Origin of the sequence: Alloalcanivorax dieselolei B5 (assembly GCF_000300005.1) — a bacterium.
Classification (GTDB): Bacteria; Pseudomonadota; Gammaproteobacteria; order Pseudomonadales; family Alcanivoracaceae; genus Alloalcanivorax; species Alloalcanivorax dieselolei.
Window position 1 is genome coordinate 3663367 of the sequence record NC_018691.1, and the last position, 16981, is coordinate 3680347.

Here is a 16981-nt window from a genome sequence, read left to right on the forward strand (position 1 = left end):
CAAGCGATTGTACTCACAGGACGCGCCATGCCCGATGCTCTCACTCTTGTCGTGATTCTGCTCGCCACCGCGGTGTTCGCCGTGGTGCTGTTCCGGCGTCTGCATCTGCCTCCAATCCTGGCGTATCTCGGAGCCGGGGTTCTGGCCGGACCGGGGGGGCTGGGCTGGGTCGACGATACCTCCGGCATGCAGTATCTGGCCGAGTTCGGCATTGTCTTTCTGTTGTTCTCCCTGGGGCTGGAATTTTCCATACCGCGTCTGCTTGCCCTGCGCCGGGTGGTATTCGGCGCCGGACCGCTGCAGGTGCTGCTGACCGGCCTGCCGGTACTGCTGATCATGTGGCTGCTGGATTTCCCACTGGCCATCGCCCTGATCGCCGGTGGCGCTTTCGCGCTGTCGTCCACCGCCATCGTGATCCGCGATCTGATCGCCCGGGGCGCGGTCAACACCGGCTATGGCCGCGCCAGCACCGGCATTCTGCTGTTCCAGGATCTGGCGGCGGTGATCATGCTGGTGCTGTTGCCGGTCCTCGCGCATCCGGAAATCGGCGATCCGTTCATCACCGCCGGGACGACATTGGGCAAAGCCCTGTTGTTGTTCTTTGGCATCTACGTGATTGGCAAGTGGGTACTGCCCCGCGCCCTGGAGGAAACCGGCCGCGCCCGTTCCGATGAAGTGTTCGTGATGACGGCTCTGCTGCTGGCGCTGCTGGCCGCCTGGGTGACCCATGCCCTGGGCTTGTCCATGGCTCTGGGCGCTTTTCTGGCCGGCATGATGCTTGGCGAAAGTCACTTCCGTCATCAGATCGAAGCCGATATCCGGCCCTTCCGTGATCTGCTTCTGGGACTGTTTTTCATGGGCGTGGGCATGCTGGTGTCCCCGCAGCTGTTCGCCAAACACTGGTATTGGATCCTGCTCGGCGCCGCCGCTCTAATGGTATTCAAATCAGTGCTAATAGCGGCGCTATTGACGTTGCTGGGCGAACGTAAGGAAACGGCCCTGCGCAGCGGTATCATGCTGGCGCAGGGCGGCGAATTCGGTTTCGTGCTGGTGACCCTGGCGGTGTCACACGGCCTGATGAACAGCGAACAGGCCGGCATCCTGATATCGATCGCCGTGCTGACCATGGCGGCCACCCCGGCGCTGTTGGAGCACAGCCGCACCCTCACCCGTCACCTGCTCCGGCGCTGGGAACAGGAACCGGACACCCCGGCGGTTGACGAGAACACCAGTGGGCACGTATTGCTGTGCGGTTATGGCCGCGTCGGTCAGAACCTGATGCGCTATCTGAACCGCTTTCATCATCAGGCCGTGGCCATCGATACCGACCTGGTGCGGATTCAGGAAGCCAGCCAGGCCGGCGAACGCATTATCTTTGGCGACGCCACCCGCAAGGAGATCCTGGAACGGGCCGGTATTCATCGCGCCAGCCTGCTGGTGGTCACCTTCGACGACGCACGACAGGCCGAGCGTATCCTGCATACCGCCCATCAGCTGTGTCCGGACTTGCGGATTCTGGTGCGCACTCGCGACGACACCCATCTGGATGAGTTGCTGCAGGCTGGCGCCGCCGAAGTGGTGCCGGAAGTGCTGGAAGCCTCGCTGATGCTGGTGGCCCATGCCCTGATGATGCTGGATACGCCGTTCGGCAAAGTGCTGGCCATGCTGCGTCAGAGCCGTCGCGAACGCTACAAGCTGCTGCACGGCTACTATCATGGTGAGTCGCTGCCCACCAGCGACAGCGCCGGCAATCCCTATCGGCTTCTGCACGCGGTCACCCTCGACGAACAGGCCGCGTGTATCGGCAAAACTCTGGGCGACCTGGACCTGCCCGCCCGCAAGGTGGAAGTGCAGACCCTGCGCCGGCAGGAACAGACCATCCATCACCCGGCCGCGGATCAGACGCTGATGGCCGGTGACATTCTCATTCTCTACGGGCCTTTGGAAGCGGTGGAAGCCATCGAGGAAAAACTGCTCGGCGGCTAATGCTCGCGGCGCCAGCGCTTGGGGCCGACACCGGCCCATTGACGAAACGCCCGGGTAAAAGCGCTGTGCTCGGAGTAACCGAGCAGCGCCGCCACTTCCGTCAGTTCCAGGCGGCCGTCCGCCAGGTATTCCCGGGCCATCTGGTAACGCACCCTCTGCAACACGGCCTGGAACGTCTCCCCCTGTTCCGCCAGACGGCGTTGCATGGTACGTGCACTGACATGATGGCGTTCCGCCAGAGCTTCCAGCGTCGGCCGCCCTTCGCGCATCAAACGCACCAGGTCGGCGTCATAGGGCGACCCCGCGCGCGGCTGACGTTCCAGTAACGACTGCGCCTGCCGGTCCAGGATATCCACCAGGCCCGGATCCGGCGCGCCCAGCGGCAGCGTCAGATAGGTCAGCGGTATCCGCAACACCGTCCATGCGCAATCGAAGCGCACTTCCGCGCCGAAAAACGCCCGATAAGGCGCCGGATCCACCGGCTCGGGGTTAACGAAATGCACCGCCTCCACCGGCAAATTCCGACCCACCAGGTTGCGAATGAACTGCACCACCGCCGCCACGCCGGTCTCATCCACCAGAGCACCCGGACGACCGCGTTCCACGCCCCAACGCACCTCCAGACTATTGCCCACCGTGGCCACCCGGGCTGGATTCACGTCATAAACCAACCGGTGATACCGCTCCAGCCGCGCCAGCGCTTCGCCCAGTGTGCCGCAGTGGGACACCACATAGCCAAGCACATCGAAATGCCGGGCGGTGATGGTACGCGCCACCGCCAGCCCCAGGGCCGGCTCATCCAGGTGCTGGCTGGCAATCTCAAGACTGTGCCGCCAGAACGCCAGCGGCACTTTCTCCAACCCATCCTCGGCCAGCACCGTCGGCGCGCCCAGCAACGCCTCGGCCTCCACCCCCTGGCTTTCCAGGTAATCGTAAAGCAACCGCACATAGGCGGCGGCCACATAATTTTCGGCGGAAGCCGTCATTGTCGTATCGTCGATCATGGTATCGGTGCCTGTGGCTCGGGATCATCGAGCAGAGCACGGAGATGTACCGTGGCCCGCCACCATTGTTCCAGAAAGCGGCGGGACAAACTCAAATCCTGCAAGGCCAGATCCAACGTATAGCGTGTCAGCGCGCCGTCCATGGCGCGTTGCATCAAAGCGTCCTTGACCTGCTCGTAGGCGAAACGCAACGGCTCCGTGGGATCACCCCCGCGCCGCAGTTGCTGGTGCATTTGCTCGAACCAGGCCGCCAGTACCGCCATGGCGACCTCATGATCCGGCTGCCGGATCATCTGGCGGCCATGCTCGTTCATCCCGGCCAGGGCATCTTCCATGTTGGAAAGGTTCAACTGGATCCGCCAGCCGATACGAAAGCCATTCATCTGTTCCTCGGTGAGCTGTTGCCGACCGGCCATGGCCAGAAAATCACCCAATCCCGCCAGCAGCTGGCGCCGCTCGGCGATGCCCTTGAGACGCTCGTCATGAGGCCGCGGCAAGCCACCGAGCGCATCCGGATAGCGCGCAAGGATCCGTTCGATCTCCCTGGCCAGCGCCGTCCTTGCCGCGTCCGGCAAATCCGCCACGTTACGATCCAGGAACTGCAACTGCGCCGTGGCCCGTTGACGTTCCTTGAAGCGCGTCAGCAAAAAACGCGTCAGCACCGGCTCCAATGGCCACATCAGCACTATGCCCAAGGCATTGAACGCAGTATGAAACAGAGCCAGCTGCCCCGGCGGCGCCAGCCCCCAACCACTGGCGACAGCCACAACCAGATCGACGCCGGGCCCTAGTAACGCCAACGCGACCAGCGCGGTCAGCAGATTGAACAACACATGGGCCACCGCCAAACGCCGGGCCTGAACGGTGGCACCGAGGATGGACAGCAGCGCCGTGGACGTGGTGCCCACGTTGGCGCCGATCACCAGCGCCGCGGCGCCGTCGAAATCGATCACGCCACCGGCCAGGGCGGTGAGCACCACCGCCAGGGCGGCACTGGAAGACTGCATCAAGGTGGTCAGCAACACGCCTATTCCCACCATCAGCACCAACGGCTGGCCCGCCATGCCCAGCGACAGCCGCTCTCCCATCTGGCCAAAGCCGGAGGACAGCACCTGGATACCCATGAACAGCAAGCCGAATCCCGCCAAGGCCATGCCAAGGCTGCGGTAACGGTCAAAAGGGGCGAACACGCGCAGCAGCGCACCCACCCCGATGATGGGCAAGGCGAACAGATCGATCTTGAAGCTGAAGCCGATCATCGCCACCAGCCACGCCGTCAGAGTGGTTCCCAGATTACTGCCGAAAATCACCCAAACCGCCCGCTCGAAGCGCAACAATCCGGTATTGACGAACCCCAGGGCCGCCACGGTGACAGCGCTTGAGGATTGCACCATGACGGTCAGCAAAGTGCCCGACACCAGGCCGCGCCACCGGCTCGAGGTCCAGGAGGACAGCAGCCGCTCCAGGGAGGGTCCGGCGGCGACCCGCAAGCCTTCGGTGATCAACCACATGCCCAGCAAGAACAGTCCCAGACCGCCCAGGCTGGCGCTTATATACCCCATGTGCCTTCTCTCTGACCGTGTCTCGCGCCCTTGTCGTCATTTGTCAAAAAAGAGTCCGGCTGCGTCAAGCGTTTTCTGCGCCATCAGGGAACAATCTTGAGGTCCGTCAATCTTCCCGGACCGTCCCGCCGCCCACCATGGCGGTGGTGGCGACCGTTTTTTCGCGAGGTCCCCATGCTCGAGGCTTTACAACATCTGGACTGGCGCACCCTGGTATTACCCGCAATGGTGCCGATCTTCATCGCTGTGTTATTGGCGGAGTGGACCCGCTTTCGCGGTCGCGGCCGCTTCCTGCTGCGCGACACCGCTGCCAGTATGGGGTTGGGGGCCCTGTATATGGTGTTCGATACGCTGGTCACCGTGACCCTGGTGGCGCTGCTGTTCAACTGGGCCTACCAGCACCGGCTGTTCACCGTCAGCATGACCCCGCTCACCGGAGCGCTGCTGTTCGTGCTTCTGGAGTTCTTTTATTACTGGTTTCACCGCGCCAGCCATCGCATCCGCTGGTTCTGGTCGGCCCATGTGGCGCACCATTCCAGCCGCTATATGAACTTCTCCACCGCCATGCGGCAAAGCGCCCTGTACAGCCTGGCCGGCAACTGGATTTTTTATATTCCGCTGGCGTTTCTCGGCTTCGAACCGGTGTGGGTATTCTTCATGCTCACGGTGAATCTGGCTTATCAGTACTTCATCCATACCCAATGGGTTGGCAAGCTGCCGCGCCCCATCGAGTTTGTGTTCAATACGCCCAGCCATCACCGCGCCCACCATGGCCGCAATCCCGAATACATCGATCGCAACTATGGTGGCATTGTGATCCTGTATGACCGGCTGTTCGGCACTTTCGTGGAAGAGCAGGAAACAGCGCCGGTGGAGTACGGCATTACCCGTCCGGTGGACAGCTTCAATCCGGTCACATTGACGGTGCACGAGGCCCGCGACATGTTTCGGGATGCGCTGCGGCCCGGCCCGCTAAGGCAACGCCTGAAACATTTCTGGGCGCCGCCGGAATGGCAGCGCCCGGAACAGGAAGAGGAAAGCGCACTCAACCGCTCCCCGGCAGATTAAGCAGAAACAGCGACAGGGCCGGGACCATCACCAGGATGGCGATACGAATCACATCCGCGTACAGGAACGGGACAATACCCCGGCTCACCGTGCCCAGAGATGTATTGACGCTGTACTTCTGCACGATGAACAGGTTCATGCCCATAGGCGGCGTGATCAGACCGATCTCCACCACCATCAGAGCGAGGATACCGAACCAGATCGATTTTTCGGTATAGGTGAGATCGAAGAATTCCAGGTTGACCACGATCGGATAAAAGATCGGCACGGTGAGCAGAATCATGGACAGGGAGTCCATCACGCAGCCCAGCAGCAGATAGATGGCCAGAATCGAGAGCAGTACCACGAACGGCGCCAGCCCACTGTCGGCGACCCAGGACGCCAGTTCCGCCGGCATCTGACTGAGCGCCAGACCACTGTTGAGCAGATCGGCGCCGACCACCACCAGATAGATCATGGCGGTGGCCTCGGCGGTGCCGATCAGGCTTTGATACAACCCTTTCCAGCGCAAGCCACCGCGTACCACCGCGAACGCCCCGCAGGCGGCGGCGCCGATGGACGCCGCCTCGGTGAGGTTGGCCCAGCCTCCGTAGATACCGAAGATCACCACGATGAAGATCAACAGCACCGGAGACACCTCCAGCAACGCCCGCCACCGTTGAGGCCAGCCGGCCTTGTCTACCCTCGGCACCGACGCCATGGTACGTACCGCCACCAGGCGGATCACCACCAGATAACCGAACATCGCCACCAGACCAGGAATCACCGCCGCCATGAACAGCTTGGCGATGGACTCCTCGGTGAGCACCGCATAGATGATCAACGGTACCGACGGCGGAATCAGAATGCCCAGAGTACCAGCGGCCGCCACCGTCCCGGCGGCCAGTTTGGGCGGGTAGTGATGTTTCTCCAGCTCCGGTAACGCCACCTGGCTCATGGTGGCGGCGGTGGCCAGGGACGAGCCGCAAATAGCACCGAAACCGGCACAGGCACCGGCGGCGGACATCGCCAGACCACCGCGCCAATGACCAATGAAAGCCGCCGCCGCTTTGAACAGGGCGCGCGACAGACCGCCGTGAATGGCGAACTGCCCCATCAACACGAACAGTGGAATCACCGCCAGGTCGTAATTGGAAAACCGGGCGTAAACCAGATTGTTGATGGTGAACAGCAGCGCCGTGGTGTCACCGTGATTGACGATCAGATAGCAGGCCACGCCGCCCAGCAGCATGCCCACGCCCACGTGCACGCGCAGCGCCAGAATCAGCAGCACACCGCCGAGTACCCAGAGTCCGATTTCCATACCGCTCATGACGGCACCTGCAGCGGTTTACCAGTCAGCGACCGCGCCGCCTGATACAGGGCACAGGCGCACAGCAGCGCCAGACCGGGCAGCATCAGCATCTGCGGAATCCACAGCGGCACCGCCAGCATGGTGGATGTGGACCCGTATTCGTGGCTGTCCAGGGTCAGCAGACCGGTTCGCCAGATCAGCAACGCCGCCACCAGCGCCAGCAGCAGATGACTGAGCGATAACAACGCCCGGTTCACTCCCGCCGGTAACAGCCCGGCGATCAGATCCACGCGGATGTGGTTATCGCGCAGCTCGCACAGCGGCATGAACGAGGCCACCGCCACGGCGATGGCCATTTCCAGAATTTCGATGTCACCGGGAATCGGCGCGGACCACAACTTGCGCCCCAGCAGAGAGACCAGCGACATGGCGATCACCGACAACACCACGGCACCGCCAAGCACGGCGACCGCGATGCTGAGACGGCGCAATACCGTTTCAACCATGGGAAACCTCGGCCTTTATCAGAGTTGAAGGGCAGAATTGACGGGCGGCACTAATTGGCGGCGTTAGCGGGCGGCGTGCTCGCGCACGATATCCTGCAACCCCTGATACAGTGCCTGGCGGTCGATGCCGCCCTTGTCGGAGGCCACCCACTCATCGGTGACCCTCTGCGAGGCCTCACGCATGGACTGATAGGTGGCATCATCCAGCGTCACGATCTCGTGGTCCGGATCGGCGGACAACTGCTCCACCACCTGATCGATGGTCACATCCCAGGCTTCCCCGAAACGGCGGGACAGCGCCTCTCCGCTAAGCCGGTCGACGATCGCGCGCAGATCGTCGGGCAGATTCTGATAGCGCTTCTTGTTCATCAGCACCGCCAGCGTGGTTACCGTGGGGGTAGCCTGATCCGCGGCGGTTTGCATGTGATAGTGCGTGGTTTCGTCCAGTTTGGTCGGCGGCACCACTTCCCACACCGCCAGGGCCCCGTCGATGACGCCCTTGGCCAGCGTGTCGGCGATTTGCGCCGGCGGCATGCTCACCGGAGTGGCGCCCAGGGAAGTGAGCATCTCGGAAGCCAGCCGGGTGGACGCCCGTACTCGCAGCCCTTTCATGTCATCCAGGGAGGCCACTTTCTTGCGCGCGGTGTGCAAAGTACCACCGCCATCGCTCTGAATGGCCAGCACGTGGTAATCACGGAAATCGTCCTTGGCATAGCGCTGGTAAAACTCCCAAGCCACTTCACTGCCGTCAACGCCGCCGGGAGGCATCACGAACGGCAACTCCAGCGCCTCGCTACGGGGGAAACGGCCGGCGGCGTAACCGAGACCGGTCCAGACAATATCCACCACGCCATTGCGCGCCATGTCGGCCAGCTGCGCGGGAGTACCGCCCAATTGCATGGACGGATAAATCTGACATTCGATGCGGTTGCCGGACTGCTCGGCCAGATCGGCGCACCAGGGTTCCAGTACGTTTTTCTGGGCATTCGCCACCGCCGGCAGGAAATGCATGATACGTAAAGTGACTTTTTCTTTTTCCTGCTCCGCCGCCTGGATCTGGGTGCTCAAGGACAGCCATACGATCGCCAGAAGGGCCATGATGTTTTTGGAATTCATACACACCTCTCGGGTTGATACCCTGATTGTTATTCATCGAAATCCATCCTTGCCATCGATTCCTTTCACTGGCCCGCCCGGATTCCATTAATGTATTAATGAATTTCTAACACCTCGTCCTGGTCAGGTCAACGAAGGATTGGGAAAAACCGCGTTTGCCCCTCTTCTGTTGTCTTCCGTGCCGTCCTTCCCCCCATGAAAAGTGCAATTTTTCCTGCGGAAATCACCTGGGCTCGCTTTCATGGCTCGGCCAAGATGCGGAACGTCATACGCCGATAACAACAATCGCGGCGGGCCGGTTCGATGTTCACAGACCTCCGGCCAGCCCGGAAAACAGGAGAGGTAACAGTGCAGTTCCACCATCACGGCTATGTATCCGATGACCCGAGAATCGAGGACGCGACCGGCACCGGGATCGATCGCCCCGACACCTTGCCGGACCAGGTCGACGTGCTGATTGTCGGCAGCGGACCGGCGGGCATGATCGCCGCCGCCCAGTTGGCGAAGTTTCCGAATATCACCACCCGTATCGTCGAACGCCGCCCCGGGCGCCTGCGGCTGGGCCAGGCCGACGGCATCCAGGCACGCAGTGTGGAAACCTTCCAGGCGTTCGGCTTCGCCGAACGGATCACCGCCGAAGCCTACCGGATCACCGAGATGGCGTTCTGGACACCGGACCCGGACAACCCCTCCCACATTGTCCGCTCCTCGGTGGCCCCCGATGACGCCAGCGGCGAAATCAGCGAATTTCCTCATCTCATCGTCAACCAGGCTCGGGTGCTGGATTATTTCGCCGAGTTCGCCCGCAACGCCCCCGCCCGCCTGACTCCGGACTATGGGCTGGAATTCCAGGATTTACGCATCGATCATGGCGAGGACTACCCGGTGGCGGTGACGTTGCGCCATGTCTGCGGCGATCGGGAAGGTCTGGAACGCACCGTGAAAGCCAGGTACGTGATCGGTTGCGACGGTGCTCACAGCCGCGTGCGCGAAGCCATCGGCCGCAAGCACATCGGCAAGGTCGCCAATCACGCCTGGGGCGTCATGGATGTTCTCGCCACCACCGATTTCCCGGACATCCGCACCAAGTGCGCGATCCAGTCCGCCTCCGGTGGCAGCATTCTGCACATTCCCCGCGAGGGCGGTCACCTGTTCCGCATGTACGTCGATCTCGGCGAAGTGGCCGGAGACGACAACCGCCGGGTACGCCAAACCACGCTGGAAACCACCGTCGCCAAGGCCAACCGGATCCTCCATCCCTACACCCTGGAAGTGAAGGACTGCGCCTGGTACACCGTCTATGAAGTGGGCCACCGGGTAACCGACAAGTTCGATGACGTGCCCCCCGAGGCTACCGGCACCCGCGCGCCCCGCGTTTTCATCACCGGCGATGCCTGCCATACCCACAGTGCCAAGGCCGGCCAGGGCATGAATGTGTCCATGCAGGATGGTTGGAACATCGCCTGGAAACTGGGCCACGTGCTCTCGGGCATCGCCCCGGAATCGCTGCTGGAAACCTATTCCAGCGAGCGTCAGGTGGTGGCTCAGAACCTGATTGATTTCGATCGCGAATGGTCGAGCCTGATGGCCAAACCGGCCGAGCAATTCAGCGACCCGCAAGAGCTGAAGGAATTCTACGTCAAGACCGCCGAATTCCCGGCGGGCTTCATGACCGAATATCAACCCTCGATGATCACTGGCGGCAGGGCACACCAGCATCTGGCCACCGGCTTCCCGATCGGCAAGCGGTTCAAATCCGCCCCGGTCATGCGGGTGTGTGATGGCAATGACGTTCACCTGGGGCATCACGCCACTGCTGACGGCCGCTGGCGGATCTATGTCTTCGCCGACCGGGCCGCTCCCGCCGGGCACTCCCCGTTGACCACCTTCGCCGACTGGATGCTGAACAGCACCGACTCCCCGGTGGTGAAATACACTCCGGCAGGAACCGATCTCGACAGTCTCTTCGATATCAAGGTGATCTATCGGCGGCCCCATGGCGAGGTGGAGTTCGGCCCGATGATTCCGGCGTTGTTCACGCCAAAGGTCGGCCCGTTCCAATTGACGGACTACGAAAAGGTTTACGCCGTCGACCCGGAGCACGACATCTTCGAGGCCCGGGGTATTGCCCCGGAAGGCGCGGTGGTGGTGGTGCGGCCGGACCAGTACGTTTCCCTGGTGACCGCTCTGCACGCCACCGATGAACTGACCGCCTTCTTCGATGGGGCCATGCTGCGGCGAGGCCAATGACAGCCCGGACTCAGAGCGCCCGCTTGTCGGCGCGGTAGCGCCCCGGAGTCATGCCCGCTTCGCGGGTGAAAAAGCGTGAGAAATAGGCGGGGTCATTAAAGCCCAGCTGGTAGCCGATCTCGTTGATCGACGCGGTAGTGAAGATCAGCAACCGACGCGCTTCCTGCATCAGCCGGTCGAACACCAACCGCTTGCTGGATTTGCCGGCGGTGCGCCGGCAGATCTCGTTGAGCCGGTTCTCGGTAACGCCCAGTTCGTCGGCATAGCGGGTCAGGGTCCAGTGATGCGGGTAATGGTCCTCGATCAGCATCTGAAAACGCTGAAACAGGGAGAGGTCCTCATGGCGTACCGGCTGCGGCGTCACGCGGTTGCGTGCCAGCCGGAACAGATCAATGAAGATCAGCTGTGCCAGCGCCCGCACCGCCTGCGGCTGCCCTGGCCGCGGCCGGTGGATTTCCCCGCGCAGCTGATCGAACAGACGGTCGAGCCCCGCCATCGCCGGTGCCTGTGGCGCCGGCAGTTGGGAGGCCGCCACGCACAGCGGTGCGATGTCACTGACATCGCCCAGGTCACCGCTTTCCTCCAGCAGCGACCACACCAATTGCTGCTGCACGGTGAGCACATGGCCGTCGGCGTCCGCATCGGTGACGAAGGCGTGGGTCACCGTGGGAGGCGTGAGGAAGAACAGAGGTGCCGGCTGATGGTACTGATGCTCATCCAGGTACACCCGCACCATGCCGGACTTGACGTAATGCACCTGGAAGAAGCGCACATGGCGGTGCGCCGGCATGTTGCGTCCGAAGAAGTCCGCCATGCGGCCCAGCGCATCGTAGTGCACCTCGGCGTCGGCGTAACGCTTGTCGTACACCTGACCGATGTTGATGTTGGGTATGGGGTCACTTGTTGTCATCGTCCTGCCCACTGCCTGATACCGGCATCATTCACCGCTTTAGCGGATCCGGCAACGTCTTCTTGATTTCATTAATATATTAATGTAAATATTAACCTATTAACAAAAAAGGAGCCTTCATGCGGCACGCTAAAGTGGAATATCAAGGGCGCGTCCGGACGGTCACCGTCGGTCCGGACGACCTCCCCATGAGCGACGACGGCGCGGTTCTTGACGCCGCCGCGCTGCGCTGGCTCCCCGCCAGCGGCGGCACCCTGTTCGGCGTGGCATTGAACTATCGGGGTCTGCTGGAGGCCCGGCTGCCGGAGTTTCATCAGCCGCCCTATCAAAAGCCGCCGGAGAAACCGGTGTTGTTCATCAAGACCCCGAACACGCGCAACGCGCACCAGGGCACCGTGGCCCTGCCTCCGGGGGAACGGCTGCAACCGGGCCCCGCCCTGGGCGTGGTGATCGGTCGCCGCGCCAGTCGCGTCAGCGAGCAGGACGCCTTCGATCATGTGCGCGGCTACACCGTGGTCAACGAATTCAGCCTGCCGGAAGACAGCTACTACCGGCCGGCGATCAAGGCCAAGTGCCGGGATGGTTTTTGCGCATTGGGTCCCTGGTGGGTGGACCGCGACGATATCGCCAATCCCCATGATCTCACGCTGACCCTGACGGTGAACGGGGTCGAAAAGCAGCGCGGCAGTAGCGCCGACCTGATTCGCCCGATTCCCCGCCTGATCGCCGAGTTGAGCGAATTCATGACCTTGAATGAAGGCGACGTGCTGATCACCGGAACGCCGCCAGGCCGGGTGGACGTCAGCGAAGGGGATCAGGTGGACATCACCATCGAGGGCATTGGCACCCTCCGCAATCATATCGTCACCGACCACAGCGGGGAGGCGGAATAATGAAAAGTGCACGCATTCAATACCACGGCGATACGCTGGCGGTGTCCGTGAATGACGACGGCCATCCGCTATTAGCGGACGGTACCGTGCTGGCCCCGGAACAGGTCACATGGCTGCCGCCCGCCACCGGTACCCTGTTCGCCCTGGGGCTCAACTACGCCGACCACGCCGCTGAACTGTCCTTCAAGGCAGCGCCCAAGGAACCACTGGTGTTCGTCAAGGCCGCCAATGCCTACACCGGTCATAACGGCCGCAGCTGGCGCCCGGACAACGTCGAGTACATGCACTACGAGTGCGAGCTGGTGGCGGTAATCGGCAAGACCGCGCGTAATGTGCCGCGCGCCGACGCCCTCGACTTTGTGGCCGGCTACACCCTGTGTAACGACTACGCCATTCGCGATTACCTGGAAAACTACTACCGCCCCAATTTGCGGGTGAAAAATCGCGACAGCACCACCCCGGTGGGCCCGTGGATCGTCGACCGTGACGATGTGCCCGACCCCAATGACCTGCGCCTGCGCACCTACATCAACGGTGAGCTGCGCCAGGAAGGTACCACCGCCGACATGATTTTCGATGTCGCTTTCCTGATCGAGTACCTGTCCGGCTTCATGACCCTGTCCCCTGGCGACATGATCGCCACCGGCACCCCCAAGGGCATGGCCGACGTCCAGCCCGGTGATGTGGTGGACGTGGAGATAGAAGGGATCGGCAGGCTGCGCAACCACATGGTCAGCGAGAGCGACTTTTTCCGGAAGAATCAGGAGTAACCCGTGATCAAGCATTGGATTAACGGCCAGCAGGTGGCCAGCGACGAGACCTTCGATAATATCAACCCGGCCACCGGCGAAGTGATCGGCCAGGTGGCCAGCGCCGGCGACCGGGAAGTGCAACAGGCGGTGGCCGCCGCCAAAGCCGCCTTTCCCGGCTGGGCCGCCACCCCGGCCAAGGAGCGGGCGCGGCTGATGCGCCGGCTCGGTGAACTGATCGATGAGAACGTACCGAAACTGGCGGAGTTGGAAACCCTGGATACCGGGCTGCCGATCCACCAGACCAAAAACGTGCTGATCCCGCGCGCGTCACATAACTTCAACTTTTTCGCCGAGGTGTGTACCCGCATGAACGGGCACAGTTATCCGGTGGACGACCAGATGCTCAATTACACCCTGTACCAGCCGGTCGGGGTGTGCGCGCTGGTGTCGCCCTGGAATGTACCGTTCATGACCGCCACCTGGAAAACCGCGCCCTGCCTGGCTCTGGGCAACACCGCCGTGCTCAAGATGTCGGAACTGTCGCCGCTCACCGCCAACGAACTGGGACGGCTGGCCCAGGAAGCGGGTCTGCCCGACGGCGTGTTCAACGTGATCCAGGGTTACGGTGCCACCGCCGGTGACGCCCTGGTTCGCCACCCGGACGTACGTGCGGTGTCCTTCACCGGGGGCACCACTACCGGCCGCAAGATCATGCAGAACGGCGGCATGAAAAAATACTCCATGGAGCTGGGCGGCAAGTCGCCGGTGCTGGTGTTCGAGGATGCCGACCTGGATCGGGCCCTGGACGCGGCGCTGTTCACCATTTTCTCTCTGAACGGTGAACGCTGCACCGCCGGCAGCCGTATCTTCATTCAGGAAAGTGTTTACGACGAGTTCGTGAAGACCTTCGCCGAGCGCGCCAAACGCCTGAAGGTGGGCGACCCCACCGATGCGGAAACCCAGGTGGGCTCGATGATCACCCGTCAGCACTACGAGAAGGTCACCGGCTATATTCGGCTGGGTATCGAGGAAGGCGCCAAATTAGTGGCCGGCGGCCTGGAGCGTCCCGCCGGGCTGCCGGAGCGGGTCGCCAACGGTCAGTTCATTCAACCCACCGTGTTCGCCGACGTGGACAACCGCATGCGCATCTGCCAGGAAGAGATCTTTGGCCCGGTGGTGTGTCTGGGTAAATTCAAGGACGAGCGCGAAGCTCTGGAACTGGCCAACGGCGTGGAATACGGTCTGGCCTCCTATGTCTGGACCAATGACGTGGGCAAGGCGCACCGGGTGGCGCGCGGCATCGAGGCCGGCATGGTGTTCATCAACAGCCAGAACGTGCGCGATCTGCGTCAGCCGTTTGGCGGCGTCAAACAGTCCGGTACCGGCCGCGAAGGTGGTGAATACAGTTTCGAGGCCTTCACCGAAGTCAAGAACGTCTGCCTTTCCATGGGCAGCCACCACATTCCCCGCTGGGGCGTGTGAGCCGAGGCCCAGGCCTCACCGATAAGGAGAACAATCATGGGCGAAGTCGTTCTCGCCGCGAAAATCACCCACGTGCCCTCCATGTACCTGTCGGAGTTGCCGGGCAAACATCAGGGCTGCCGGCAGGCGGCCATTGATGGCCACAAGGAGATCGGCCGCCGCGCCCGTGAGCTCGGCGCCGACACCGCCGTGGTGTTCGACGTGCACTGGCTGGTCAACAGCGGCTTCCATATCAACTGCGGCGAACGGTTCGAGGGCATCTACACCAGCAACGAGCTGCCACACTTCATCAAGGACATGCGCTACCGCTATCGCGGCAACCCCGCGCTGGGAGAAAACATCGCCGCCGCAGCCAACGCCGCCGGCGTGCGCACCCTGGCTCACAACATTCCCAGTCTGGAACTGGAGTACGGCACCCTGGTGCCCATGCGCTACATGCACATGGACGTACCCGAGGAACAGCATCTCAGTGTCATTTCCATCGCCGCCTGGAACGCCTGGCACCGGCTGGAGGACAGCTTCACCTTCGGCGCCGCCGTACGCCGCGCCATCGAGGCCAGCGATCGCAAAGTTCTGGTACTGGCTTCGGGATCGCTTTCCCACCGCTTCTCCGACGATCGCGAAGCGGAGAACAACCTGCACAAGTGGACCCGGGAGTTCGATCGTCAGGTGGACATGCGGGTGGTGGAACTGTGGCGCCAGGGCCGCTTCAGGGAGTTCTGCGCCATGCTGCCGGACTACGCCGAACACTGCTATGGCGAGGGTGGCATGCACGATACCGCCATGTTGCTGGGGCTGCTCGGCGGCGCCGACTACGACAAGCCGGTGGAGATTCTCACCGAACCGTTCGGCAGTTCCGGCACCGGCCAGATCAACGCGGTGTTCCCCCTGCCCTGGTAACCGCGCGCACTGACACGGACGTACTCAAACGGACGTACTCAAACGGAGTAAGGGTCATGCCCCATTTCATTGCTGAATACAGCGGCAACCTCGAATCCGAAGCGGATTTCGACGGTCTGTTCGCCAACGTCCACAAGGTTCTCGGTAACAGCGGCGTGTTTCCACTCGGCGGCATCCGCAGCCGGGCGATCCGTCATGACACCTGGCGCATCGCCGACGGCCAACACGACTATGCTTTCGTGCACATGACGCTCAAGGTCGGCAGCGGACGGGATCTGGCGACGCGCAAACAGGTGGCCGAAACCCTGTTCGAAACCATCAAGGCGCACTTCGCGCCCTTGCAGGAAAAGCGACTGCTGGCGGTGTCCTTCGAGATGACCGAGCTGAACCCGGACCTGAACTTCAAACACAACAACATTCACGCCTTTCTCAAAGGGGAGAGCTGATGCTCGACGAGGCTTTCATTCGCCAGGCCGCCCGGCGGCTCGACGACGCCGAACAGCGGCGCACCCAGATCCGGCAGTTGTCACTGGAACAGCCGGACATCACCATCGAGGACGCGTACGCCATCCAACGCGCCTGGGTGGAGAAGAAGATCGCCGACGGCCGCAAGCTGATCGGCCATAAAATCGGCCTCACCTCCCGCGCCATGCAGGTTTCATCCAACATTGACGAACCGGACTACGGCGCCTTGCTGGATGACATGCTGTTCAACGAGGGCAGTGACATTCCCTGCGACCGTTTCATCGTGCCGCGCCTGGAAGTGGAACTGGCCTTCATGCTCGGCAAGCCGCTGCAAGGACCAGACTGCACCCTCTTCGATGTCTACGATGCCACCGAGTATGTCATTCCGGCGTTGGAAATCATCGACGCCCGCATTCAGCAGGTGGATGCGGAAAGCGGTGTCACCCGCAAGGTGTTCGACACCATCTCCGACAACGCCGCCAACGCCGGCGTGGTCATGGGCGGCCGCGCCATCCGCCCCATGGACGTGGATCTCAGACGGGTATCGGCGGTGCTTTATCGCAACGGCGTGATCGAGGAATCCGGTGTCGCCGCCGCCGTCCTCAACCACCCGGCCAAGGGCGTGGCCTGGCTCGCCAACCGGCTGGCCCCCTACGGTATCGGCCTGGAACCCGGCCAGTTGATCCTCGGTGGCTCTTTCACTCGGCCGGTGGCGGTCCGCCCCGGAGATACCTTCCACGTGGACTATGGCGAACTGGGTGCTATTGCCTGCCGCTTCGTCTGAATGGAGAGA

General features: G+C 62.4%; 15 protein-coding genes. 9 read left to right on the plus strand and 6 right to left on the minus strand.

The genetic code is table 11. The features are described 5' to 3' along the window. Nucleotides 1-27: 27 nt before the first annotated feature. The gene (locus tag B5T_RS16225) at nucleotides 28-1986 is read left to right on the plus strand and encodes a monovalent cation:proton antiporter family protein (protein WP_014995611.1); all 1959 of its coding nucleotides are present in this window, start codon (nucleotides 28-30) and stop codon (nucleotides 1984-1986) included. On the opposite strand, the gene B5T_RS16230 is transcribed toward B5T_RS16225, so the two are convergent. Both B5T_RS16230 and B5T_RS16235 read right to left on the minus strand, forming a co-directional pair. Beyond that, nucleotides 1983-2972: an AraC family transcriptional regulator gene (locus B5T_RS16230; RefSeq protein ID WP_051015616.1), complete on the minus strand. Its 990-nt coding sequence runs from the start codon at nucleotides 2970-2972 to the stop codon at nucleotides 1983-1985. The genes B5T_RS16225 and B5T_RS16230 overlap by 4 nt on opposite strands. Before the next feature lie 14 nt (nucleotides 2973-2986). Beyond that, the gene (locus B5T_RS16235) at nucleotides 2987-4552 is read right to left on the minus strand and encodes a Na/Pi cotransporter family protein (protein WP_014995613.1); all 1566 of its coding nucleotides are present in this window, start codon (nucleotides 4550-4552) and stop codon (nucleotides 2987-2989) included. Between the two features lie 174 nt (nucleotides 4553-4726). Here B5T_RS16235 and B5T_RS16240 point away from each other — a divergent pair, with 174 nt between their 5' ends. Beyond that, nucleotides 4727-5620: a sterol desaturase family protein gene (locus B5T_RS16240; protein WP_014995614.1), complete on the plus strand. Its 894-nt coding sequence runs from the start codon at nucleotides 4727-4729 to the stop codon at nucleotides 5618-5620. Here B5T_RS16240 and B5T_RS16245 read toward each other — a convergent pair. The 3 genes from B5T_RS16245 to B5T_RS16255 form a co-directional block, all read right to left on the minus strand. Next, complete coding sequence (locus B5T_RS16245; RefSeq protein WP_014995615.1) at nucleotides 5598-6932, minus strand: TRAP transporter large permease; 1335 nt, start codon at nucleotides 6930-6932, stop codon at nucleotides 5598-5600. The genes B5T_RS16240 and B5T_RS16245 overlap by 23 nt on opposite strands. Then, nucleotides 6929-7420, minus strand: a complete 492-nt coding sequence (locus B5T_RS16250) for a TRAP transporter small permease (RefSeq protein ID WP_014995616.1) — start codon at nucleotides 7418-7420, stop codon at nucleotides 6929-6931. The genes B5T_RS16245 and B5T_RS16250 overlap by 4 nt, the downstream gene beginning before the upstream one ends. Nucleotides 7421-7483: 63 nt before the next feature. Next, complete coding sequence (locus B5T_RS16255; protein ID WP_014995617.1) at nucleotides 7484-8536, minus strand: TRAP transporter substrate-binding protein; 1053 nt, start codon at nucleotides 8534-8536, stop codon at nucleotides 7484-7486. Between the two features lie 348 nt (nucleotides 8537-8884). Between B5T_RS16255 and B5T_RS16260 the strand changes: the two genes are divergently transcribed. Next, on the plus strand, nucleotides 8885-10786 hold the full coding sequence (locus B5T_RS16260; RefSeq protein ID WP_014995618.1) for an FAD-binding monooxygenase: 1902 nt from the start codon (nucleotides 8885-8887) through the stop codon (nucleotides 10784-10786). A gap of 10 nt (nucleotides 10787-10796) precedes the next feature. On the opposite strand, the gene hpaA is transcribed toward B5T_RS16260, so the two are convergent. Continuing rightward, nucleotides 10797-11696 (minus strand): 4-hydroxyphenylacetate catabolism regulatory protein HpaA, encoded by a 900-nt coding sequence (hpaA, locus tag B5T_RS16265; RefSeq protein ID WP_014995619.1) that lies wholly within the window; start codon nucleotides 11694-11696, stop codon nucleotides 10797-10799. A gap of 119 nt (nucleotides 11697-11815) precedes the next feature. Here hpaA and B5T_RS16270 point away from each other — a divergent pair, with 119 nt between their 5' ends. The 6 genes from B5T_RS16270 to hpaH are packed head-to-tail and all read left to right on the plus strand — an operon-like array spanning nucleotide 11816 to nucleotide 16972. After that, a complete protein-coding gene (locus B5T_RS16270; RefSeq protein ID WP_014995620.1) occupies nucleotides 11816-12589 on the plus strand; it encodes a fumarylacetoacetate hydrolase family protein in 774 nt (257 codons plus the stop codon). After that, on the plus strand, nucleotides 12589-13359 hold the full coding sequence (locus B5T_RS16275; RefSeq protein ID WP_014995621.1) for a fumarylacetoacetate hydrolase family protein: 771 nt from the start codon (nucleotides 12589-12591) through the stop codon (nucleotides 13357-13359). Before B5T_RS16270 ends, B5T_RS16275 begins: the two co-directional genes overlap by 1 nt. A gap of 3 nt (nucleotides 13360-13362) precedes the next feature. After that, nucleotides 13363-14823 carry a 5-carboxymethyl-2-hydroxymuconate semialdehyde dehydrogenase gene (gene hpaE, locus B5T_RS16280; RefSeq protein ID WP_014995622.1) on the plus strand — a complete coding sequence of 487 codons (1461 nt, stop codon included), beginning with the start codon at nucleotides 13363-13365 and terminating at the stop codon, nucleotides 14821-14823. A gap of 36 nt (nucleotides 14824-14859) precedes the next feature. Continuing rightward, on the plus strand, nucleotides 14860-15723 hold the full coding sequence (gene hpaD, locus B5T_RS16285) for a 3,4-dihydroxyphenylacetate 2,3-dioxygenase (protein ID WP_014995623.1): 864 nt from the start codon (nucleotides 14860-14862) through the stop codon (nucleotides 15721-15723). 56 nt (nucleotides 15724-15779) lie between these two features. Continuing rightward, complete coding sequence (locus B5T_RS16290) at nucleotides 15780-16169, plus strand: 5-carboxymethyl-2-hydroxymuconate Delta-isomerase (RefSeq protein ID WP_014995624.1); 390 nt, start codon at nucleotides 15780-15782, stop codon at nucleotides 16167-16169. Next, a complete protein-coding gene (hpaH, locus tag B5T_RS16295; protein ID WP_014995625.1) occupies nucleotides 16169-16972 on the plus strand; it encodes a 2-oxo-hept-4-ene-1,7-dioate hydratase in 804 nt (267 codons plus the stop codon). The genes B5T_RS16290 and hpaH overlap by 1 nt, the downstream gene beginning before the upstream one ends. The last annotated feature ends 9 nt before the right edge of the window (nucleotides 16973-16981 follow it).

Coding starts and splice junctions, on each gene's coding strand:
- B5T_RS16290 (WP_014995624.1), top strand. CDS start 15,780: ATGCCCCATTTCATTGCTGAATACAGCGGCAACCTCGAATCCGAAGCG.
- B5T_RS16255 (WP_014995617.1), bottom strand. CDS start 8,536: ATGAATTCCAAAAACATCATGGCCCTTCTGGCGATCGTATGGCTGTCC.
- B5T_RS16250 (WP_014995616.1), bottom strand. CDS start 7,420: ATGGTTGAAACGGTATTGCGCCGTCTCAGCATCGCGGTCGCCGTGCTT.
- B5T_RS16235 (WP_014995613.1), bottom strand. CDS start 4,552: ATGGGGTATATAAGCGCCAGCCTGGGCGGTCTGGGACTGTTCTTGCTG.
- hpaD (WP_014995623.1), top strand. CDS start 14,860: ATGGGCGAAGTCGTTCTCGCCGCGAAAATCACCCACGTGCCCTCCATG.
- B5T_RS16225 (WP_014995611.1), top strand. CDS start 28: ATGCCCGATGCTCTCACTCTTGTCGTGATTCTGCTCGCCACCGCGGTG.
- B5T_RS16270 (WP_014995620.1), top strand. CDS start 11,816: ATGCGGCACGCTAAAGTGGAATATCAAGGGCGCGTCCGGACGGTCACC.
- B5T_RS16245 (WP_014995615.1), bottom strand. CDS start 6,932: ATGAGCGGTATGGAAATCGGACTCTGGGTACTCGGCGGTGTGCTGCTG.
- B5T_RS16230 (WP_051015616.1), bottom strand. CDS start 2,972: ATGACGGCTTCCGCCGAAAATTATGTGGCCGCCGCCTATGTGCGGTTG.
- B5T_RS16240 (WP_014995614.1), top strand. CDS start 4,727: ATGCTCGAGGCTTTACAACATCTGGACTGGCGCACCCTGGTATTACCC.
- B5T_RS16275 (WP_014995621.1), top strand. CDS start 12,589: ATGAAAAGTGCACGCATTCAATACCACGGCGATACGCTGGCGGTGTCC.
- hpaA (WP_014995619.1), bottom strand. CDS start 11,696: ATGACAACAAGTGACCCCATACCCAACATCAACATCGGTCAGGTGTAC.
- hpaH (WP_014995625.1), top strand. CDS start 16,169: ATGCTCGACGAGGCTTTCATTCGCCAGGCCGCCCGGCGGCTCGACGAC.